21 protein-coding genes are annotated in these 21570 nt (G+C 67.8%); 7 read left to right on the top strand and 14 right to left on the bottom strand.

The window, feature by feature from the left end; all coding sequences use genetic code 11:
- Positions 1 to 223: 223 nt before the first annotated feature.
- From tyrS to argC, 8 genes are all read right to left on the bottom strand, one after another.
- Positions 224 to 1528: a tyrosine--tRNA ligase gene (tyrS, locus tag C5C17_RS08570; protein WP_104252983.1), complete on the bottom strand. Its 1305-nt coding sequence runs from the start codon at positions 1526 to 1528 to the stop codon at positions 224 to 226.
- Positions 1529 to 1556: 28 nt separating this feature from the next.
- Positions 1557 to 2198 carry a DNA-3-methyladenine glycosylase gene (locus C5C17_RS08575; RefSeq protein ID WP_104252984.1) on the bottom strand — a complete coding sequence of 214 codons (642 nt, stop codon included), beginning with the start codon at positions 2196 to 2198 and terminating at the stop codon, positions 1557 to 1559.
- Positions 2199 to 2206: 8 nt separating this feature from the next.
- Positions 2207 to 3640: an argininosuccinate lyase gene (gene argH, locus C5C17_RS08580; RefSeq protein ID WP_104252985.1), complete on the bottom strand. Its 1434-nt coding sequence runs from the start codon at positions 3638 to 3640 to the stop codon at positions 2207 to 2209.
- Positions 3641 to 3642: 2 nt separating this feature from the next.
- Entirely contained in the window at positions 3643 to 4842 is a 1200-nt protein-coding gene (locus tag C5C17_RS08585; RefSeq protein WP_104252986.1) for an argininosuccinate synthase, read from the bottom strand.
- Between the two features lie 55 nt (positions 4843 to 4897).
- Positions 4898 to 5827: an ornithine carbamoyltransferase gene (gene argF / locus C5C17_RS08590; RefSeq protein WP_104252987.1), complete on the bottom strand. Its 930-nt coding sequence runs from the start codon at positions 5825 to 5827 to the stop codon at positions 4898 to 4900.
- 55 nt (positions 5828 to 5882) lie between these two features.
- Entirely contained in the window at positions 5883 to 6773 is an 891-nt protein-coding gene (gene argB / locus C5C17_RS08595; protein WP_104252988.1) for an acetylglutamate kinase, read from the bottom strand.
- 89 nt (positions 6774 to 6862) lie between these two features.
- Positions 6863 to 8026 carry a bifunctional glutamate N-acetyltransferase/amino-acid acetyltransferase ArgJ gene (gene argJ, locus C5C17_RS08600; protein ID WP_104252989.1) on the bottom strand — a complete coding sequence of 388 codons (1164 nt, stop codon included), beginning with the start codon at positions 8024 to 8026 and terminating at the stop codon, positions 6863 to 6865.
- Positions 8023 to 9072, bottom strand: coding sequence for an N-acetyl-gamma-glutamyl-phosphate reductase (gene argC / locus C5C17_RS08605; RefSeq protein WP_104252990.1), 1050 nt, complete (start codon positions 9070 to 9072; stop codon positions 8023 to 8025). The genes argJ and argC overlap by 4 nt, the downstream gene beginning before the upstream one ends.
- Before the next feature lie 242 nt (positions 9073 to 9314).
- Here argC and C5C17_RS08610 point away from each other — a divergent pair, with 242 nt between their 5' ends.
- Positions 9315 to 10586, top strand: coding sequence for a SufS family cysteine desulfurase (locus tag C5C17_RS08610; RefSeq protein ID WP_104253207.1), 1272 nt, complete (start codon positions 9315 to 9317; stop codon positions 10584 to 10586).
- Positions 10583 to 11038, top strand: a complete 456-nt coding sequence (gene sufU / locus C5C17_RS08615; protein ID WP_104252991.1) for a Fe-S cluster assembly sulfur transfer protein SufU — start codon at positions 10583 to 10585, stop codon at positions 11036 to 11038. The genes C5C17_RS08610 and sufU overlap by 4 nt, the downstream gene beginning before the upstream one ends.
- A 103-nt stretch (positions 11039 to 11141) precedes the next feature.
- Here the strand turns inward: sufU and pheT are convergent, their stop codons facing one another.
- Positions 11142 to 13709 carry a phenylalanine--tRNA ligase subunit beta gene (pheT, locus tag C5C17_RS08620; RefSeq protein ID WP_104252992.1) on the bottom strand — a complete coding sequence of 856 codons (2568 nt, stop codon included), beginning with the start codon at positions 13707 to 13709 and terminating at the stop codon, positions 11142 to 11144.
- Between the two features lie 2 nt (positions 13710 to 13711).
- Entirely contained in the window at positions 13712 to 14758 is a 1047-nt protein-coding gene (pheS, locus tag C5C17_RS08625) for a phenylalanine--tRNA ligase subunit alpha (protein WP_258066092.1), read from the bottom strand.
- Between the two features lie 274 nt (positions 14759 to 15032).
- On the opposite strand from pheS, the gene C5C17_RS08630 reads away from it, so the two are divergent.
- The 4 genes from C5C17_RS08630 to C5C17_RS08645 all read left to right on the top strand — a co-directional run bounded on the left by C5C17_RS08630 (position 15033) and on the right by C5C17_RS08645 (position 18501).
- Positions 15033 to 15782, top strand: coding sequence for an amino acid ABC transporter ATP-binding protein (locus C5C17_RS08630; protein ID WP_104252994.1), 750 nt, complete (start codon positions 15033 to 15035; stop codon positions 15780 to 15782).
- A gap of 67 nt (positions 15783 to 15849) precedes the next feature.
- Positions 15850 to 16758, top strand: a complete 909-nt coding sequence (locus C5C17_RS08635; protein ID WP_104252995.1) for a glutamate ABC transporter substrate-binding protein — start codon at positions 15850 to 15852, stop codon at positions 16756 to 16758.
- Between the two features lie 91 nt (positions 16759 to 16849).
- Complete coding sequence (locus C5C17_RS08640) at positions 16850 to 17503, top strand: amino acid ABC transporter permease (protein ID WP_104252996.1); 654 nt, start codon at positions 16850 to 16852, stop codon at positions 17501 to 17503.
- Complete coding sequence (locus C5C17_RS08645) at positions 17500 to 18501, top strand: amino acid ABC transporter permease (protein WP_104252997.1); 1002 nt, start codon at positions 17500 to 17502, stop codon at positions 18499 to 18501. Before C5C17_RS08640 ends, C5C17_RS08645 begins: the two co-directional genes overlap by 4 nt.
- A 92-nt stretch (positions 18502 to 18593) precedes the next feature.
- Here C5C17_RS08645 and C5C17_RS08650 read toward each other — a convergent pair whose 3' ends face one another.
- The 4 genes from C5C17_RS08650 to infC form a co-directional block, all read right to left on the bottom strand.
- On the bottom strand, positions 18594 to 19394 hold the full coding sequence (locus C5C17_RS08650; protein WP_104252998.1) for an RNA methyltransferase: 801 nt from the start codon (positions 19392 to 19394) through the stop codon (positions 18594 to 18596).
- 199 nt (positions 19395 to 19593) lie between these two features.
- Complete coding sequence (gene rplT / locus C5C17_RS08655; RefSeq protein ID WP_104252999.1) at positions 19594 to 19980, bottom strand: 50S ribosomal protein L20; 387 nt, start codon at positions 19978 to 19980, stop codon at positions 19594 to 19596.
- A 40-nt stretch (positions 19981 to 20020) separates the two neighbouring features.
- Positions 20021 to 20215, bottom strand: coding sequence for a 50S ribosomal protein L35 (rpmI, locus tag C5C17_RS08660; protein ID WP_068481113.1), 195 nt, complete (start codon positions 20213 to 20215; stop codon positions 20021 to 20023).
- Positions 20215 to 20886 (bottom strand): translation initiation factor IF-3, encoded by a 672-nt coding sequence (infC, locus tag C5C17_RS08665; RefSeq protein ID WP_104253000.1) that lies wholly within the window; start codon positions 20884 to 20886, stop codon positions 20215 to 20217. Before infC ends, rpmI begins: the two co-directional genes overlap by 1 nt.
- 292 nt (positions 20887 to 21178) lie before the next feature.
- Between infC and C5C17_RS08670 the strand changes: the two genes are divergently transcribed.
- Complete coding sequence (locus C5C17_RS08670) at positions 21179 to 21553, top strand: DUF1844 domain-containing protein (RefSeq protein ID WP_104253001.1); 375 nt, start codon at positions 21179 to 21181, stop codon at positions 21551 to 21553.
- Positions 21554 to 21570 lie beyond the last annotated feature (17 nt).

Genomic DNA, 21570 nt, shown 5'->3' on the forward strand with positions numbered 1-21570 from the left:
GATCTCGCTACCCGGTGAGGCAGGAGTTCCGAGTGTAGATCATGTTGCTCCAACTTGCAAGAACAAGTGGCAGATGCTGATCTTTCTTTCAGAACTGTCCGGCCCGTGCGACCCGCTCTCGCGTTTCGCTCCGTCGGCCTGACGAGTGATTACATTACGCAGGGCCAGCCCGGCGCACAACTCGGCGCACATCCCGGGCGTGTCGGGGCCAGGCGGCGAGCCGTCAGGCCCGGAATACCAGGCCTGCGAGCGTCTTCTTGCCCCGACGGAGGACGGCGACTCCGCCGGCGAGCGCTGCCGACCGGCTCACGACGGCGGACTCATCGGTCACGCGCTCATTGTTGAGCGAGACCCCACCCTGCGAAATCGCGCGGCGGGCCTCACCGAGGCTCTTCGCCAATCCCGTGTCGACGAGGGCCTGCGCGACAGGTGCACCATCCGCGATCTCGGCGTTCGGAAGTTCGAGGATCGCCGATCGCAACGTCTGGCCGTCGAGCGCGGTCAGCTCCCCCTGCCCGAAGAGCGCTGCGGAAGCCGCGATGACCGCTTCGGTCGCTGCCGCACCGTGAACGAGCGAAGTCACCTTCGAGGCGAGCGTCTTCTGCGCGACGCGCTTGAAGGGCTCAGTTTCGACAAGGATCTCAAGCTCGGCGATCTCGGCACGAGTGAGGAACGTGAAGATCTTGATGCGCGCGATCACATCGGCGTCGTCGGTGTTGAGCCAGAACTGGTAGAACGCGTACGGGCTCGTGAGCTCGGGGTCGATCCAGATCGCATTGCCCTCGCTCTTCCCGAACTTGGTCCCATCCGCGTTGGTGATCAGTGGCGTTCCGAGCGCGTGGACACTTGCGCCTTCCGTGCGGCGGATGAGATCGACGCCGGAGGTCAGGTTGCCCCACTGGTCGCTGCCACCCGTCTGCAGCACGCAACCGTACTTGCGGTGCAGCTCGAGGAAGTCGATCGCCTGCAGGATCTGGTAGCTGAACTCCGTGTACGAGATACCCGCCTCGGAGTTGAGCCGGGCCGACACGGCATCCTTCTTGAGCATCGAACCGACACGGAAGTGCTTGCCGATCTCACGCAGGAAGTCGATCGCCGAGAGCGGCGCCGTCCAGTCGAGGTTGTTCACCATGCGCGCCGCGTTGTCACCCTCGAACGACAGGTAGCCGTCGATCTGCCCGCGGAGTCCCTCAACCCATTCGGCGACCGTCTCTCGGGAGTTGAGGGTGCGCTCCGCAGTGGGGCGCGGGTCGCCGATGAGCCCGGTCGATCCGCCCACGAGCCCAAGCGGCTTGTGGCCGGCTAGCTGCAGCCGACGGAGAAGGATCAGCTGCACGAGGTGGCCGAGGTGCAGGCTCGGAGCGGTCGGATCGAACCCGCAGTAGTACGTGATCGGCCCCTCGTTCATCCGCTCCTTGAGCTCGGCCAGATCGGTCGAGACGTGGATGAACCCGCGCCACTCGAGTTCGTCGATGACGTGCTCGAAGGTGGCGTCGTTGTGCTGGGTCGTCAGATCACGCGTAGTCACCGCGCAACCGTATCAAGCAGTTGCCCGCTCAGCGCCGCCCCGCGCGGAGCGACCTGTGCGCGATGTAACGGGAGACGGACGCCTCACCGTCGAGCCAGAAGCGCCAGTCGAACGGAAGCGCGCCACCTGGGACGCCAACCCCGACGCGAAGCCCGCGCACGACAGCACGCCGGGCGCCCGGTGCAGGCGGCTCGAGCGCGAAAGGATCGACATCGAACCGCGCGCCGTCATCGGCGATGGTCGCGCCCAGCGCCGTCACGAGGTTGCCCGGCCCACGGGCCAGCTCATGGTCGCGCAGCGGAGCAGCCGAACGGCGCCCCTCGGTGCGCCGCGCCGTCGCCAACTCGACCCCCTCGACGACCTCCCCGGCCCGCAGGAGGACTGCGGAGGAGATCCCCGCCTCCCCCGCCACGACGTTGAGGCAGGTGTGGATACCGTAGATGCGATACGCGTACAGGCGCCCGGCGGGACCGAACATCGTCGCGTTCCTCGCCGTTCGGCCCCGGAAGCCGTGCGACCCCGGATCATCCGACCCCGCGTAGGCCTCCACCTCGGTGAGGCGGACCGAGACGGTGCCCTCGGGAGACGTACGCGAAAGGACCGCCCCCAGCAGCGCGTCTGCTGCGGAGAGCGGTCCCTCGAGAAGGGCCCCGTGGAGGTCCGCGTGCACTCGGGAGCCTAGGACCTGAGCGACGCCAGTCGCTCGCGGAGCTCTGCGATCTGCTCGGTGACGCGAACGGGAGCCGTGCCGCCACGCCCGTCTCGGGTCGCGACGGAACCGTCGACCGACAGGACCTCGCGTACCTCAGGTGAGAGGTGCTCAGACACCGCCGAGATCTCGTCGTCGCTCAACCCGTCGAGGTCGACTCCCCTGGCTTCTGCGGCCTGGACCATGGACCCGGAGACCTCGTGGGCCACCCGGAACGGGACCTGGCGCTTCACGAGCCACTCAGCAACGTCCGTCGCGAGCGAGAAGCCCTGCGGTGCGAGCTCCCGCATCCGCTCACCGTGGAACGTGAGCGTCGCGACCATTCCCGTGAAGGCGGGGAGCACGAGCTCGAGCGTCTCGACCGAGTCGAAGATCGGCTCCTTGTCCTCCTGCAGGTCGCGGTTGTACGCGAGCGGGAGGGCCTTGAGCGTCGCGAGCAGGCCGGACAGATTGCCGATGAGGCGCCCCGCTTTGCCGCGAGCAAGCTCGGCAATGTCCGGGTTCTTTTTCTGCGGCATGATGCTCGACCCCGTCGAGTAGGCGTCATGCAGGGTGACGAAGCCGAATTCCTTCGTGTTCCAGAGGATGATCTCCTCGGAGAGACGCGAGAGGTCGATGCCGATCTGCGCCGCGATGAAGGCGAACTCCGCGACCAGGTCGCGGCTCGCCGTCGCGTCGATCGAATTCGGGGACGACGAAGCGAACCCGAGCTCGCGCGCGACGCGCACGGCGTCGAGCCCGAGCGTCGAGCCAGCCAGGGCGCCAGCACCGTACGGCGACTCGTCGAGGCGCCGGTCGAAGTCACGCAGACGATCGAGGTTGCGGACGAGCGGCCACGCGTGGGCGAGGAGGTGGTGCGACAGCAGCACCGGCTGGGCGTGCTGCAGGTGCGTTCGGCCCGGCATGATGACCTGGATGTTGTGCTCGGCCTGCTGGGCGAGCACGTCCACCAGGGTCTCGAGCTGCTCCGCGATCGTCGCGCTGTGGTCGCGCAGGTACATGCGCACGAAGGTCGCGATCTGGTCGTTGCGGCTACGACCCGCACGCAGCTTGCCGCCCAGCTCCGGCCCGGCGATCTCGATCAGCCCGCGCTCGAGAGCACCGTGCACATCCTCGTCGCTGTCCGCCGCCACGAACTCCGCAGCGACGACACGTCGCTCGAGCTCCGTGAGCGCATCCAGCATGCCGATGAGCTCGACCTCGTCGAGGTACCCCGCGGCCGCGAGCGCACCAGCGTGCGCCCGCGACCCGGCGATGTCGTACTTCGCCAGCTGCCAGTCGAAGTGCGTGGACTTCGACAACCGCGCGAGCTCCGGGGACGGCCCGTCGCTGAAGCGACCGCCCCAGAGCGCGCCCTGCGTGGTCACTCCCCCGGACTTCGGTCCGCCCTCGGCTGCGACCATGCTCAGAGTTCCGGCTTGTCGCGACGCGCCGAGATCTTGGACGGCAGGCTCCAGAGCTCGATGAAGCCCTTGGCGTGCGACTGGTCGAACGTGTCGCCGGTGTCGTACGTCGCGAGGCTGTAGTCGTAGAGCGACTCCTCCGAGCGACGGCCCGTGACGACGGCGCGGCCGCCGTGCAGCGTCATGCGCACCTCGCCGGAGACGTGCTCCTGCGTGTGGTTGATGAACGCATCGAGCGAGCGCTTGAGGCCCGAGAACCAGAGTCCGTCGTAGACCAGGTTCGACCACTCGGCCTCGATACCGCGCTTGAAGCGTGCGACATCGCGCTCGAGCGTCAGGTCTTCCAGGTGCTCGTGCGCCTCGATGAGGGCAAGGCCAGCCGGGGACTCGTAGATCTCGCGGCTCTTGATGCCGACGAGGCGGTCCTCGACGACGTCGATGCGACCGACACCCTGGTCGCCGGCGAGCGTGTTCATGAGCTCGACGACCTGGATGGGCGAGAGCGCCTCCCCGTTGATCTTGACGGGGACGCCCTGCTCGAACGTGACCGTCACCTCGGTGGGCTCGCGAGCCTCGTCCGGGCTCTTCGTGTAGGTGTAGAGGTCCTCGATCGGCGGGTTCCACGGGTCCTCGAGGAACCCGGTCTCCACCGCACGACCCCAGACGTTCTGGTCGATCGAGTACGGGCTCTTCTTCGACTGCTCGATCGGCAGGTTGTGCTCCTGCGCGTACACGATGGCCTTGTCACGCGTGAGCGCGAGGTCGCGCACCGGCGCGATCGACGTGAGCTCCGGGGCCACGGCGGCGACGGCCGCCTCGAAGCGAACCTGGTCGTTGCCCTTGCCCGTGCAGCCGTGCGCGATCGAGTCGGCACCGAGCTCGCGCGCGGTCTTCGCGAGGTGCTTCGCGATGAGCGGGCGGGAGAGCGCGGAAACCAGGGGGTAGCGCTTCTGGTAGAGCGCGTTCGCCTTGAGCGCCGGCACGATGTAGTCGCTCGCGAACTCCTCGCGAGCGTCGATGACCACGGACTCGACAGCGCCGCAGTCAAGCGCTCGCTGTCGCACCTTCTCCATGTCCTCACCGGCCTGGCCGACGTCGATCGCGAGTGCGACCACGTCCTTGCCGGTGGCATCCTTCAGCCAACCGATGCCGACGGAGGTATCGAGACCTCCGGAGTATGCGAGAACGACGCGTTCCGTCATCAATGCTCCTAGCGTTTGAGTCTTGTGTTCAGTCTATGTGCGGTGGATGCGCGGGTCAGGCCGCGGCCTTGGCGAGCAGCCAGACGAGCAGTGCCTTCTGGGCATGGAGACGGTTCTCCGCCTCGTCCCAGATGACCGACTGCGGACCGTCGATGACAGCCGCGTCGACCTCGTACCCACGATCGGCTGGCAGGCAGTGCAGGAAGATCGCGCCTTCAGCCGCCTTCGCCATGGTCTCCTCGGTGACCCGGTAGGCACTCAGCGCATCGATGCGACGCTGCTTCTCGTCTTCGCGACCCATCGACACCCATGTATCGGTGACGACGACGTCCGCGCCTGCCACGAGGGCGTCGATGTCGTCGCCGACGACGACGGAGCCGCCGGTCTCAGCGGCGATGCGCTCGGCGTCCGCGACGACATCGGCACGCGGCTGGTAGCCGACCGGTGCCGCGATACGGACGTGCATCCCCGCCGTCGCGCAGGCGAGGAGATAGGAGTGGCCCATGTTGCTCTCACCGTCGCCGAGGAAGACGAGCGTGCGCCCCGCAGGGTCACCGAGATGCTCGTTGACCGTGAGCAGATCGGCGAGCAGCTGGCACGGGTGGAAGTCGTCGCTGAGGGCGCTCACGACCGGAACGAGCGCGCCGTGCGCCATCTCCTCCAGGCCGCTCTGCGCGTAGGTGCGCCAGACGATGGCGGCGACCTGGCGCTCGAGGACGCGAGCCGTGTCCGATGCCGTCTCCTTGCCACCGAGCTGGCTGGACGCCGTCGAGATGATGAGCGGCGAGCCGCCGAGCTCCGAGATCCCGACGTGGAACGAGACTCGCGTGCGCGTCGAGGTCTTGTCGAAGATCACGGCGACGCTGCGAGGGCCCTCGAGCGGACGCGCGGAGAAACGATCGCGCTTGAGCACCGCGGCGAGCTCGAGCACCTCGCGCTGCTCGGCGGGTGTCAGGTCGTCGTCGCGGAGGAAGTGGCGAATCACAGTGTTGCCTTTCAGTGGGTGACGGAGAGGTGTCAGAACGACGGGCGCGCGCGCATCAGGCGGAGACCTTGGTGCCGAAGCCCTCGGTGGTGAAGATCTCGAGCAGCATCGAATGCGGCACCCGGCCATCGATGATCGCCGCCTGGTCGACGCCGCCCTCGACGGCCTCGATGCACGCCTGCACCTTCGGGATCATGCCGGCCGAGAGGGTCGGAAGCACGGCACGCAGCTCTTCGAGCTTGATCTCGGAGATGAGCGAGTCGACGTCCGGCCAATCCCGGTACAGGCCCGCGACATCGGTGAGCATGATGAGCTTGGCCGCGCCCAGAGCCTGCGCGAGCGCCGACGCAGCTCGGTCCGCGTTGATGTTGAGCGCCTTTCTGGGCGTGTCGATGTCGCTCGCGATCGACGAGACGACAGGGATGCGGCCGGCCGCGATATCAGCCTTGACCACCGTGGGGTCGACGCTCTCGATCTCACCGACGAGGCCGAGGTCGACGGTCTCGCCGTCGATCAGGAGCTTCTTCCGCCTCGCCTGGAACAGGCCGGCATCTTCTCCGCTCGTCGCCACCGCGATCGGAGCGCGCTCGTTGATCGCCGCCACGAGCTCACGCGCCACCTGGCCCCCGAGCACCATGCGAACGACCTCCATGGCCTCCTCACTGGTGACGCGGTAGCCGTCCTTGAACTCGCTCTCGATGCGAAGCTTGCCGAGCATGCGAGAGATATGCGGGCCGCCGCCATGCACGATCACGGGCTTGATGCCGGCGTAGCGCAGGAAGGCGATGTCCGACGCGAACGCCTCGAACAGCTCGGTGTCGACCATGGCGTTTCCACCGAACTTGATCACGAGGACACGACCCGAGAACTCCTGCATCCAGGGCAGCGCCTCGATGAGCGTCTCGACCTTGGAGGTCGCCTTCTCGTACAGGTCAGGAGTGGTCATGTTGCCCCTTTCGGGCCGGTCAGAAACCGTCGGGCTGGTCGGGCATCCGCTCGGCGACTGCGGCTCCTCACAGCGACTCGCGTCGGCCGTCAGGACGAGTACGCGCTGTTCTCGTGCACATAGTCGTGCGTCAGGTCGTTGGTGAGGATCGTCGCCTCGCTGACGCCCGCATGCAGGTCGATGAGGACGCTCGTATCGCGCGGGGTGAGGTCGACGAGCTCTGCAGACTCGTGGGGTGTGCCAGCGCGGCAGACCATGACGCCGTTGATCGTGACGTCCAGCGCCTGCGGGTCGAACTCCGCGTCCGTCGTGCCGACCGCCGCGAGCACGCGACCCCAGTTCGGGTCGTTGCCGAAGATGGCCGCCTTGAAGAGGTTCGAGCGAGCGACGGCCCGTGAGGCGTCGAGCGCGTCCTCCTCGGTCGCAGCGCCGATCGTCGTGATGGTCACGTCGTGGCTCGCGCCCTCGGCATCCTGCTGCAGCTGACGTGCGAGGTCGGCGCACACGTCGGTGAGCACCGCCGTGAACGCGGCCTCATCGGGAGTGACTCCGCTCGCGCCGGAAGCCATGAGCGTGACCTGGTCGTTGGTCGACATGCAGCCGTCCGAGTCGACACGGTCGAAGGTGACCCGCGTCGCCGCCCGCAACGCTCGGTCGAGTGCCGCGGACTCGAGGTCGGCGTCGGTCGTGATGACGACGAGCATGGTCGCGAGCCCGGGCGCGAGCATGCCGGCGCCCTTCGCCATGGCTCCGACGACGTACCCCTCGCCCTCGCGCACAGAGCGCTTGGGCTTCGAGTCGGTAGTCATGATGGCGAGCGACGCCTCATCGCCCGCTTCTGCCGTGTCGGAGAGCGACTCTGCCGTGAGCTCGACGCCGCGCAGGACGCCGTCGCGGAAGCTCTGGTCGCCGACGCCGATGAGCCCGGTCGAGCACACCAGCACGTCGCCTGCGCCGATTCCGAGCCTCGCGGCCACAGCCTCGGCGGTCTGGTGCGTGGTCTGGAATCCGAAGGAGCCGGTGTAGCAGTTCGCGCCGCCGGAGTTCAGGACGATGGCGGAGATGGAACCGCCCCTGATGGCCTCCTGCGACCACAGGATGGGGTTGGCCTTGCAGCGGTTGCTCGTGAAGACCGCCGCGCAGGCCGCGCTCGGGCCGTCGTTGACGACGAGGGCGACGTCGCGTCGCCCCTCTGACTTGATGCCGGCGGCGACACCTGCCGCGCGGAAGCCTGCTGCTGCGGTCACGCTCACGGTGCCACTCCGTCCAGGGGAAGGCCCAGCGACTCCTCGAGTCCCAGGGCGATGTTCGCTGACTGCACCGCGGCGCCCGCAGTGCCCTTGCCGAGGTTGTCGATCGCGGCGACCGCGACGAGCCTGCCCGCTCGCTCGTCGATGCCGATGCCGATGGATGCGCGGTTCGAGCCGGTCACATCACCGGTCCGCGGCCATTCCCCGTCGGGGAGGAGCTGCACGAAGCGCTCGGCTCCATACGACTCCTCGTACGCTGCGCGCAACTGGGCCGCATCCACGCCATCGGAGAGGCGCGCCGTCGTCGTGGCGAGGATGCCGCGGGCCATGGGCACCAGGACCGGAGTGAACGCGAGCGTGACCTCGGCCCCGCCTGCGCGGCGGAGGTTCTGCCTGACCTCGGGGTTGTGCCTGTGCCCGCCCGTCACGGCGTACGGGTTGGCCGAGCCCATGAGCTCGGAACCGAGGAGCGAGACGGCCGCTTTCTTGCCGGCCCCGGAGGGACCGACGGCGAGGACGGCGGTGAGGTCGGCCGGCTGCACGAGGCCGCGGTGGAGCGCAGGTGCGAGCGCGAGCGTGATCGCCGTGACGTTGCAGCCCGGGACCGCGATTCGAGAGACGCGCTCGAGGTTCGTCCGCTGCTTGGTCTCGGCCCCGGAGAGCTCCAGCTCGGGCAGGCCGTAGGCCCACGTGCCGAAGAAGTCTCCGCCGTAGTACTCGGCCCAGTCCTCCTCGCGCTCCAGACGGTGGTCGGCTCCGCAGTCGATGACCAGCGTCTCCTCCCCCAGCTCTGCGGAGATCACCCCGGAAGCCCCGTGCGGCAGCGCCAGGAACACGACGTCGTGCCCTCGGAGCACGTCAGCCGTCGTCGGCTCGAGCACCAGATCGGCGTAGCTCGCGAGGTGCGGATGCACGCGCAGCAGCCGCTCACCCGCGTTCGCGTGCGCGGTGACGGTGCGGACCTCGAGTTCGGGGTGCGAGGCGAGAATGCGCAGGAGTTCGCCACCTGCGTACCCGCTCGCCCCAGCTACTGCAACGGAGAAAGCCATGCCGTTCATCCTAGGCCGTGCCACCCCCACCCACGGTCGGGCGGGCCACGGGCCCCTCCTGGGGCGTCTCCTGCGGGAATGTCGACAGCGCCGCGCACGTTGCACTCGTAGGCTTGACAGGCTGAGGCGTCGACGTTCACGCGTCGGCGGCGCGATGCCGATGAGAGGACGACGTGACACTGAACACCGAAGACGCAACTCCGACCGGGAGCGCTGACGGGACACCGAGCGCGGTCCAGGCGCTGAGCGACACACGGGTGAACCAGCTGCGACGAGACTTCCCGATCCTCGACCAGGAGGTGAACGGCGAGCCGCTCGTGTACCTCGATTCCGGCGCCACCGCACAGCGGCCGACCCAGGTCCTCGAGGTCGAGCGCCGCTTCCTCGAGAACGAGAACGCGGCCGTCCATCGCGGGGCCCACACGCTGGCGGCCCTCTCGACGGTCGCCTTCGAAGATGCCCGCGAGACGGTCGCCGCCTTCGTCGGTGCCGCCCCGGAGCAGATCTCCTGGACGCTGAACGCGACCGACGCCATCAACCTCGTGACCGGCGGGATCCGCATCGCGAGCGCGGGCCGCGGCGGACCACGGGCAGCACGTCTCGCGATCGGCGAGGGCGACGAGATCCTCATCACCGAGGCCGAGCACCACGCCAACCTCGTGCCGTGGCAGGAGCTGGCGCTGGACACCGGCGCGACACTCGTCTACGTGCCGGTCAACGATCGCGGGACCTGGAGCGTCGAGGATGCGGCCGCCCTCATCTCCTCGCGGACCAAGGTCTTCGCATTCGCGCACGTCTCCAATGTGACCGGGCTGGTCGCGGATGCGAAGCGCCTGACCGAGCTCGCGCACGATGCGGGTGCAGTCGTCGTCCTCGACGCCTGCCAGTCGGTACCGCACCTGCCGGTGAACTTCCCCGCGATCGGCGTCGACTTCGCCGCGTTCTCCGGGCACAAGATGCTCGGACCCAACGGCGTCGGTGTGCTGTACGGGCGAGCCGAGATGCTCGACGCGCTGCCTCCCGCCCGCACGGGCGGGTCGATGATCTCGACCGTCACCATGGAGGCCAGCGACTTCATGGCTCCCCCCACCCGCTTCGAGGCCGGCACGCAGCCGGTCTCCCAGGTCGTCGCGCTCGCCGAGGCCGTGCGCTACCTCGAGTCGGTCGGCATGGATGCGGTCGCGGCTCACGAGGCCGAGATGGGCCAGCTCCTCCTCGCGGGCCTCTCCGGCATCCCGGGCGTGCGCATCATCGGCGAACCAGCCGGCGTGCCACGTGCCGGCCTCGTCAGCTTCGCGGTCGAGGGCGTCCATTCACATGACGTGACCCAGTTCCTCGACTCGAAGGGCATCGCGGTTCGTGGTGGCCACCACTGCGCGCAGCCCCTGCACCGAAGGCTCGGGCTCACGGCGTCCACACGCGCGAGCAGCTACCTCTACACGACCCGGGAGGAGATCGACAGGTTCGTCTTCGCGGTCGGGCAGATCCGCGGCTGGTTCGGAGTCGACGCGTGAGCGCGCTCGACGGCCTCTACCAGCAGCTCATCCTCGAGCACTCGAAGAAGCGGTCAGGCGATGGGCCCCTGCCAGACGCCGAGGCTGAGCACTTCGAACGCAACCCCAGCTGCGGTGACGAGATCACCGTGCGCGTCAAGCTCGATGAGGCGGGGACCGGTCTCTCGGAGCTCGCTTGGCAGGGCGACGGATGCAGCATCTCGATGGCTTCCGCGTCCGTGCTGAGCGAGCTCGCCGTCGGCAAGACCACCGCCGAGATCGAGGAGCTCGTCGCCGCGTTCCGCCTCATGCTCCGGACCCGAGACGGCTCGGAGCCGGACGAGGATCTCCTCGAGGACGCGGTGGCGTTCCAGGGTGTCTCGAAGTTCGTCATGCGCGTCAAGTGCGCCATGCTCTCCTGGGTCGCCCTCGAGGCGAGTCTGAAAGAGGCTTCGGTCGCCCGCGAGCACTGATTCCCTCCGCAGGCAGCGCTGCTGCCTGCCGAACAGCATCGCCCGGCCCCATCGGGGCCGGGCGATGCTGTTTCGAGTCCGTGCTTCGGAGTTCGTGCGACCGTCAGGCGCGCATGGTCGCGCCGAAGCGCTCCGCCGCCAGCGTCGCGCCCGACTCCTTGGCCTCGCTCGCCTCGGCGGCCGTCAGCGTCCGGTCGGTCGCACGGAAGCGAAGCGCGAACGTCAGGCTCTTCTGTCCGTCCTCGAGTCCCGCGCCGCGGTAATCGTCGACGATGGTGAGCTGTTCGAGCAGCGCACCGGCACCTTCGGTCACAGCCGCCGACACGTCGGCGGCGGGAACGGTCGCGTCCACGACGAGGCTCAGGTCCTGAGTGGCTGCCGGGAAGGTGGAGATGGGCTCCGGCAGCACCTCGCGCCGCGCCAGGTCGATGACCGCGTCGAGGTCGACCTCGAACGCGGCGACGACGCGGGGCAGGTCGGCCCCCTCAGCGATGTCTGGGTGCACCTCGCCCGCGAAGCCGACGACGATCTCGTCGCTGCCGAAGCTCATGAACAGCTCCGCGCAGCGGCCCGGGTGGAAGGCGCGGTGTGTCCCCTGCCTCACCTGGATGTCGGCGCCGGTCGCGAGGCCGAGCTGCGCGACCAGCTCGAGTGCGTCTTCCCAGGACGCGGCGGTCGGTGCGTGGCCAGGGCGCTTGGGCTCGCGCTGTCCGAGCACGATGCCCGCGGCATGCCGCGGCTGCGGCGGCAGACCGGCCTCGAGCTCCGCGATGCGCTCGGTTGTCGGTCGCACCGCGACCGATGGCACCTCGTCGACGCCGTACACGACGCCGGACTCCGGCTTGAAGACGGTACCCGTCTCGAAGATGGTCAGGTCCGTGAGGCCACGGGACACGTTTCGGTGCGCGATGGTGAGAAGTCCGGGCAGGAGGCTCGTCCGGAGCCACGCCGCGCGCGGGTCGAGCGGGTTGGCGAGCTTGACGGCCGCCACCTCGCCGGCATCCGGTCGGCCGAACGTGACCGTGTCCGCCTCGGCGACGAACGGGTAGCTCTGCACCTCGACGGCGCCGGACGCCGCCAGGACGTCCGCCGCGGCGCGACGCAGGCGCTGCTCGCGGGTCAGCCCACGCCCGGGAGGGGCGACGGGGAGGCGGGACGGGATGCGCTCGAAGTCGCACAGGCGCCCGATCTCCTCCACAAGCGTGACCGGCTCGGTGAGGTCGCCGCGCCAGCTTGGAACGGTGACCCCGAGGAGCCCCTCCGCTTCCTCCCAGACCTCGCAGCCCACGGCACGCAGCGCACCGATCGTCTCGTCGAGCGAGTAGTCGACGCCCATGATGCGAGCGGCGGCATCAACCGGGAGGATCAGCGACTCGGGGGTGGGGATCTGCTCGTGGACGCTTCCCGCACGGACCACGTGTCCGCCAGCGTGCTCGACCAGCAGCTCCGCGACGCGTGCCGCGGCCGGCTGCGCGACGCGGGGATCGACGCGGCGCTCGAAGCGGCGCGAGGCCTCGCTCGGCAGCTTGTGCCTGCGCGCCGTGCGCGCGATGGAGATCGGTGAGAACGATGCGGCCTCGATGAAGACATTGCGAGTCTCGGTGCCGAGCTCGGTCTCCTCGCCACCCATGACCCCGGCGAGACCGATGGGTCCCCGGTCGTCGGTGATGAGGATGTCCTCGGCGCTGAGCGTGCGCTCCTTGCCGTCGAGGGTCGTGAGCTGCTCCCCCTCAGCCGCACGCCGCACCCGGATGCCGCCGCGCAGCTTGTCCAGGTCGTAGCCGTGGATGGGCTGCCCCAGTTCGAGCATGACGTAGTTGGTGATGTCGATGGCGATGCCGAGCGGACGGATGCCCGCGAGGCGGAGTCGCTGGGCCATCCAGGTCGGCGTCGGCCGCGTCGCGTCGATGCCCTCGACGATGACACCGACGAACACGGGGGCCATCGGCTGGTCCCGCACTGAGGCGTCGTCGTCGACGGTGACCGGCACGCGCACATCCTGAGCATCCGAGGCGATGGCTTCGGCCAGGATCGCCTCGAGCTGCGGTCGCAGCGCCGGATCGCTGAAGGCGGCGCCGGTCGCATTCGAGTACTCCCGCACGAGACCGCGGATCGACATCGCATAGCCGCGATCGGGGGTGACGTTGACCTCGACAGCCTGCTCGGTGAGGCCGAGCAGCTCGATGGCATCGGTGCCAGGGGTCGCGCTGACGCCGAGCCGCGACAGCACGATGATGCCCTCGTGGTCGTCGCCCATGCCGAGCTCACGCTGGGACGCGATCATGCCGTCGGACACGTGCCCATACGTCTTCCGGGCCGCGATGGCGAAATCGCCGGGAAGGACAGCGCCGGGAAGCGTCACGACCACTGAGTCGCCGACGCCGAAGTTGTGCGCGCCGCAGACGATGCCGCGCACATCCGCGCCGCCGTCGGCGGCGAGCTGGCCCTCAGGCGCAACACGCACCTGGCACCAGTTGATGGTCTTCCCGTTCGACTGCGGCTCAGGCTCAGCAGAGAGCACCTCGCCCACGACGATCGGCCCCTGCAGCTGCGTGCCGTGCACGGCTTCGTCTTCGAGGCCGACGCGGACGAAGGCGTCGAGCACGGACGCCGGGGACACCGAGGCGGGGATCTCCGCATACTCGCGGAGCCAGGAGAGTGGGGCACGCATGACTAGATCACCATTCCGAACTGAGTGCTGAAGCGAACGTCGCCCTCGACCATGTCTCGCATGTCGGTGAGCGCGTTGCGGAACATGAGGGTGCGCTCGACACCCATGCCGAACGCGAAGCCCTGGTACTCCTCGGGGTCGACGCCGGCCGCAAGCAGCACGTTGGGGTGCACCATGCCGCATCCGCCCCACTCGATCCAGCGCGGGCCACCCTTGGCGCCGGGGTGCCAGATGTCCATCTCGGCACTGGGCTCCGTGAAGGGGAAGTAGTTGTTGCGCAAGCGGATGCGGGCCTCGTCGCCGAACATGGACGTCGCGAAGTGCTCGAGCGTCCCGCGGAGGTGCGCCATGGTGAGGCCCTTGTCGATCGCGATGCCCTCGAACTGGGTGAAGACCGGCGTGTGCGTCGCGTCGAGCTCGTCGGTGCGGTACGTGCGGCCGGGCGCGAGGACGTAGAGCGGCACGCCGCGCTCGATCAACGAGCGCATCTGGACGGGTGACGTGTGCGTGCGCATCACGAGGTGCCGGTCCGCGGGCTCGACGAAGAACGTGTCCTGCATGGCTCGCGCGGGGTGGTCTGCGTCGAAGTTGAGCGAGTCGAAGTTGAACCACTCGCTCTCGAGCTCCGGCCCTTCCGCGATCTCCCAGCCCATGCCGACGAAGATGTCGCTCACCCGGTCCTGCAGCACGGTCAGCGGATGCCGCGCTCCGATTCCGCGAGCGGGTCGCGCGAGCGTGACATCGACGGTCTCTGCGGCGAGACGCGCGGCGGCCTCGGCGCCAGCCAGCTCCGCCTCGCGTTCGGCGAAGGACTCGTTGACGCGGGTGCGCGCCTGCCCGATGAGCTGGCCGGCCTCCTTCTTGCTCTCCTTGGGGACGGAGCGCATGGCGGCGTTCAGCGACGCGATCGCCGAACCCTCTGCCAAGTGCTCGGCGCGCACGCGCTTGAGAGCGGTCAGGTCAAGCGCCGCGGCGATGGCGGCGAGCGCCGCGTCGACCGCGGAGCCGACGGCTTCCTGCGTGATGGGGTTCGATGAGGCGTCAGACACAAGGGTCGAGTTTAGCGAACCGCGTGGACAACGGCTCCAGAACCGCGGACGACTATTTCTCACGGCGTGAGACGGGCTGCGTCGGGGTCGGCACGAGAACGGCGCTTCATCTCGGCGCGTGGCCGCGATCCCCATGAATCCGGCGATCTTCCAGGGTCACGGTGTATCCATGAGCACCGAAATTGTGGCCGACGTGCACCAATCAGGTAACCATCTCGTTGCGAAAGCGAGAAATAGGCAACCGCGCAGTCTGACGCTGTGGTGGAATCGCTCCATGCAAAATCAGAGCGAGCCCCTCGTCGTCGTTGATCACGTCGAGAAGCACTACGGTGAATTCCACGCCCTGAAGGACATCAATCTCAACGTCGAGCGCGGTCAGGTCGTCGTCGTCATCGGACCCTCCGGTTCCGGCAAGTCGACGCTGTGCCGCACGATCAATCGACTCGAGACGATCACCTCGGGGGAAATCAGGATCGACGGGAAGGTGCTGCCCAAAGAAGGGAAGGCACTCGCCGCGCTCCGCGCCGACGTCGGAATGGTCTTCCAGTCCTTCAACCTCTTCGCCCACAAGACCATCCTCGAGAACGTGGCTCTCGGCCCCATCAAGGTCCGCAAGCTCTCGAGGGCTGACGCCGAGAAAGAGGCAAAGGCGCTTCTCGACCGCGTCGGCATCGGCCACCAGGCGGCGAAGTTCCCAGCCCAGCTCTCGGGTGGCCAGCAGCAGCGTGTCGCGATCGCCCGCGCACTGGCCATGAAGCCGAAGGTCATGCTCTTCGACGAGCCCACGAGCGCCCTCGACCCGGAGATGATCAACGAGGTCCTCGACGTCATGGTCGATCTCGCCAAGGAGGGCATGACGATGATCGTCGTGACGCACGAGATGGGCTTCGCTCGCAAGGCGGCCGACCGGGTCGTGTTCATGGCCGACGGCCAGATCCTCGAGGACCAGGCGCCAGAGGACTTCTTCACGCACCCGAAGACCGACCGGGCCAAGGACTTCCTCTCCAAGCTCATCACCCACTGACGGCAGGCGCGGACCGCGCCGCGACCGTCCCGCAGGACCAGACAGACTTCCAACAGAAGGAGAAGAAATGCGAAAGACCAAGCTCAGCGCCATTCTCGGCGCAGGCATCCTGGCCTCGCTCGTACTGACCGGCTGCGCCGAGGGCGCCCCGCCCGCCGCAGGCGACGGCGAAGGCACCACGACCGGTGAAGCACCCGTCTTCGAGGTCGCGACCGACGTCGCGATCGAGGGCTCGCCCACGTTCGACGCCATCAAGGCACGCGGCGACAAGGTCGTCGTCGGCGTCAAGGAAGACCAGCCGAACCTCGGCTACCTCGACGCGGTCACCGGTGAGCGCACCGGCTTCGACGTCGACGTCGCCCGCTGGATGGCGGCATCGCTCGGCGTCTCCGAGGAGAACATCGAGTTCAAGCCGATCGCCTCCGCCAACCGCGAGCAGGCGATCTCCAACGGCGACATCGACTACTACGTCGGCACGTACTCGATCACCGACAAGCGCAAGGACCAGATCGACTTCGCCGGTCCGTACTTCGAGACCGGCCAGGGCCTCCTCGTCGGCGCCGACTCCGAGATCACAGGCGTCGACTCGCTCGTCGCCGGCGTCAACGTCTGCTCCGCGACCGGCTCGACGCCGATCCAGAACATCCGCGACAACTACCCCGAGGTCACGACCACCGAGTTCGACACGTACTCGCAGTGCGTCGAGGCGCTCCTCAACGGCCAGGTCGACGCAGTGACGACCGACGAGGCCATCCTCATCGGCTACGCGGCTCAGGACCCTGAGCAGCTCAAGGTCGTCGGCGAGCCCTTCAGCGAAGAGCTCTACGGCATCGGCCTCGCCAAGGGCGACGACGCGCTCCGCGACCACTTCAACACGACCCTCGAAGAGGGCGGCGACATGTGGCAGTCGATCTTCGACTACAACCTCGGCTCCTCAGGAACCACGGTCTCGCAGCCAGCGGTCGACCGCTACTAATCCCACAGGCGAGCGGCGGCGAGACTCACTCTCGCCGCCGCTCGTTCGCACCTAGGGCGCCTCGCGCCCTGTCTCAGAAAGGAAGGCGAGCGTGTTCGATATCTTCACGAACCACCTCGACCTGTGGAGTGAGGCCCTCGTCGGGACGCTCATCCTCTTCTTCGGGGGCGCGCTCCTCGCGCTCGTCCTCGGCTTCATCGTGGGTGCCATGCGGGTCTCGCCGGTCCCGATCGCGCGGGCCGTCGGCGCCGCCTACGTCAACATCGTGCGCAACACCCCGCTCACCCTTGTGTTCTTCATCTTCGTCTTCGCGGTGCCCGTCCTCATCCCGATGGGCCGCACCGACTACCTGCTCCTCGGCATCCTCGCGCTGGGCGTCTACACCGCCACATACGTCGCCGAGGTGCTCCGAAGCGGCATCAACACCGTCCCAGTCGGCCAGGCAGAGGCCGCACGGGCCATCGGCCTTCCCTTCGGGCAGGTCATGACCCTCATCGTGCTCCCCCAGGCAGCACGTGCCGTCGTCCCGCCCATGATGAGCGTCCTCATCGCACTGCTGAAGAACACCACCGTCGCTGCTGGGTTCTCGGCCGTCAACCTCGGCATCATCCGCGCCAACATGAGCGAGCGGGGTGAGAACGCGATGGAGGTGCTCATCTGGGTCGCCATCGTCTTCATCGTCCTCGTACTCCTGCTCTCGTGGGTGCAGAACGCGCTCGAACGCCACTGGAAGGTTGCCCGATGAGCCAGACCTCTGTTCTCTACGACGTCCCGGGACCTCGCGCGCTCGCCCGCAACAAGCTCCTCGGAATCATCACGGTCGTCGTCATCGTCGGCCTCGTGGCGTTCCTGATCTACCGCCTCGGGGCAACGGGCAACCTGAGCGCCAACAAGTGGCAGATCTTCGGCTACGCGGCCATCTGGACACAGATCGCGCAGGCGCTCTGGGCCACGCTCAGCGCCTTCCTGGTCGCAGCCGTCGGCGCGCTGGCGCTCGGATTCGTCCTCGCCATCGGCCGTCTGTCGGACCACGCGTGGGTCCGCATCCCGTTCACGGTTGTCGTCGAGGGGCTCCGCGCGATCCCCGTCCTCATCCTCATGATGCTCATGTACTACGGCCTGCCCGCCATCGGCATCAAGATGGAGCCGTTCTGGGCCGTGGTCATCGCGCTCATCGCGTACAACGGCTCAGTGCTCTCCGAGGTCATCCGAAGCGGCGTCCAGTCGCTGCCAAGCGGACAGGCTGAAGCCGGCTACGCCATCGGCCTCCGCAAGAGCGGCGTCATGCAGATCATCCTGCTCCCGCAGGCCATCCGCGCGATGCTGCCCGTCATCATCGCGCAGCTGGTCGTGACACTCAAGGACACGGCCCTCGGCTCGATCATCACCTACAACGAGCTCCTCTACATGGCGAAGCTCATCGGCGGCCAGGCAGACTACGGCCGCCCGTACATCCCGGTGACGATCGTGATCGGTGCCATCTACATCGCAACCTGCGTGCTGCTCTCGTGGCTCGCGACCATCGTGCAGAAGCGCATCTCGCAGAACCCGAAGGTCATCGCGGGTGCGGCGCCGGAGCCGCTCACCAACGCGGGCAACGTGACCGACACGGAGCTCATCCTGGTCCAGCAGTCGGACGTCCTCGAACTCGAAGAGGACGAGCGGCAGAAGGCCAAGCACGATCTGGCCGAAGCGCAGCGGCAGAGCGATCTCCGCAAGCGCGACGACGGCGATCGCGTGTAGACGCCACCAGCGACGAAACGCTCCCCGCCGGCAGGTACCGAGATTCTCGGTCCTGCCCGCGGGGAGCGTTTCGTTGCTGCGGCTCGCGAGCGCTACGCGCGCTGAGCGAAGGCACTCTCGTACAGGCACACGGATGCTGCGGTCGCGAGGTTCATCGACTCCGCCTGACCGTAGATCGGCACGCTCATCGTCGCGTCGGCGTACGCGAGCTGCTCAGCGTCGAGGCCGCGGGCCTCGTTGCCAAACAGCCACGCGGTCGGCTGAGCCAGCTCGCCCGACTCGCGCGCGGAGAGCAGGTCGGAACCGTCGATGTCGGCGGCCACGACGCGCAGCCCCGCGTCACGAGCGCGCGAGGTCGCGACGTCGAGCGTCACCTCGACAGCGATCGGAAGGTGGAAGATCGAGCCGGTGCTCGAGCGGACGACCTTCGAGTTGTAGAGGTCGACCGTGCGACCCGTGAGGATCACGGCGTCAGCACCCGCAGCATCGGCTGCCCGGATGATCGTGCCCAGGTTGCCCGGGTCACGCACCTCCTCGAGGATGGCGACGAGCTTCGGGGAGCCGCTCAGCGCATCGCGGATGGAGGCGGGGAACTGTCGGCAGACCGCGATGACGCCCTGCGGCGCGCGTGTGTCGGCCATCGCGTCGATGGCTTCCTCGCTCGCGAAGTCGACCTCGAGCTGCGCCTCCTCCGCAAGGCCACGCAGCTCGGAGTGGCGTTCGAGCGCCGTGGGCGTGACGAACAGCTCCTCGATGAGCTCGGGGCGCGAGACGAGCGCCTCACGGACGGCCTGCGGGCCCTCGATGACGAACAGGCCAGTCTCCTGGCGCTCGGACTTCTGCGAGAGCTTCCTGACTTCCTTGACTCGCGCGTTCCGCGGACTCTCGATCATGGTGTCGACTTCTTCCTGCGCACGGGGCGCTGCTTGGCTGGAGTGGTGGTTCAGGGGGCCGACCTCATGCAAGGGCGGCACCGTCCCGATGCGGGCGGCTGCGGAGCTCGAGGCAAAAGAAAATGCGGCCGAGAGCTGGACTCTCGGCCGCATGTTCAGACGGCCACTGACTGCATATCGAGTCGGGCCGCGGAGGTCGCTACGCTGCTGCGCGCGGGGCCGACGTGTCGGCCGGGAGGGCCTGCTTGGCGGCCTCGACGAGACCCGCGAACGTCGCAGGCTCGTTCACGGCGAGCTCGGCGAGGATACGGCGGTCGACCTCGATGCCGGCAAGGCCGAGGCCCTGGATGAAGCGGTTGTACGTGAGGCCGTTCGCGCGGGACCCGGCGTTGATGCGCTGGATCCAGAGGCGACGGAACTCGCCCTTCTTGGCGCGGCGGTCACGGTACGAGTAGACCATCGAGTGGATGACCTGCTCCTTGGCCTTCCGGTACAGGCGCGAACGCTGTCCGCGGTAGCCGGATGCGCGCTCAAGGATGACGCGACGCTTCTTCTGGGCGTTAACCGCCCGCTTTACACGTGCCATGTGTGTTGATTCTCCTCAGTAAGTTCGTGTGCGGGGCGGCTTAGTGGCCGAGCAGCTTCTTGGCGACCTTGGCGTCTGCCGGGGACAGGAGCTGGTCCTGGTTCAGGCGAGCCTTGCGACCGGGGGACTTGACCTCGAGGTTGTGGCGGAGGCCAGCCTGCTGCTTCATGATCTTGCCGCTTCCGGTGACCTTGAAGCGCTTCTTGGCGCCCGAGTGGGTCTTCTGCTTCGGCATTACTTCTCCTCTGTTGGTGCAGACTCTGCTGCAGACTCTGTCGCAGCTTCATTTACAGCTGGTTGTGCAGCTTCGTCTGGTGACGGCTGCCCGTGCTTGGCCGCCCGCGACGCCTCGCGAGCTGCGTTCCGCTTTGCGGAGGCATCGGCCTTCACGTCGGACTTGTTCCGGAACGGGCCGATGATCATGACCATGTTGCGGCCATCGATCATGGGGTTGGACTCGACGGTGCCGTACTCCGAGACCTCTTCAGCGAAACGCTGGAGAAGACGCACGCCCATCTCCGGGCGCGACTGCTCGCGACCGCGGAACTGGATCATGGCCTTGACCTTGTCGCCGTCTTCGAGGAAGCCGATAGCGCGCTTGCGCTTGGTCTCGTAGTCGTGTGCGTCGATCTTCAGGCGGAAGCGGACCTCTTTCAGGACCGTGTTGGCCTGGTTGCGGCGGGCTTCTTTGGCCTTCTGGGCGGCCTCGTACTTGAACTTCCCGTAATCCATGATCTTGGCGACGGGTGGCTTCGAGTTAGGGGCGACCTCGACGAGGTCGAGCTCAGACTCCTGCGCGAGGCGCAGGGCCATCTCGAGCTTGACTACTCCGACCTGCTCACCGCCCGGGCCGACAAGGCGGACTTCACTGGCACGGATGCGGTCATTGGTACGTGGTTCGCTGATGGAAGGCTCCTGACTTCACTGAATGTGGAAAGGAGGCGTCACACCAACACCACTGCGCTCGCAGTGTGTTTCCACCCGACGTCATGGAGTCCGTAGGTCGTGCATCTCGTGCACGACCTGCAGGCTCTGTGACCTCTTCCCGTCCAGCCGTGAGGCCGAGCTGAGGAAGGGAGTGGAGCAACCCGGTAACCTACGTAGAGCGGTTTGCGCGGGTGGGACGAATCCTCTTTCGCGGTCTCTGCACAGCAGAAACCGATCGCTACATTACCAGAACTTCGCACAAAGGACCAGCGTGACCGACGCCTCACTCGAAAACCCCTCCGCCAGCGATCCCGAGTACGGCGACCTGCGTCGCGACATCGGCGAAGTGCCCGCTGTGGAGCTCATCACGACCACTGCAGTCCACCTCATGAGCGCCGCAGCGGTCGCGTGCGGACTCGACGAGGACAGCGGTGAGGACGAGCTCGACCTCGACGAGGCCCGCAAGCTCATCTCTGCGCTCGCAGGCCTTCTCACCGCGAGCCTCCCCTACCTCGGAGACCACCACGCGCGACCACTCCGCGACGGCCTTCGCTCGCTGCAGCTCGCGTTCCGCGAAGCGTCGGACCACCCCGACGCCGTCGGCAAGGGGCCGGGCGAGGACCTCACGGGCCCCGTCTACGGCTAGCCATTCGCAGCCGCCTG

This window comes from Pseudoclavibacter sp. RFBA6 (assembly GCF_002931575.1).
Taxonomy (GTDB): domain Bacteria; phylum Actinomycetota; class Actinomycetes; order Actinomycetales; family Microbacteriaceae; genus Pseudoclavibacter; species Pseudoclavibacter terrae.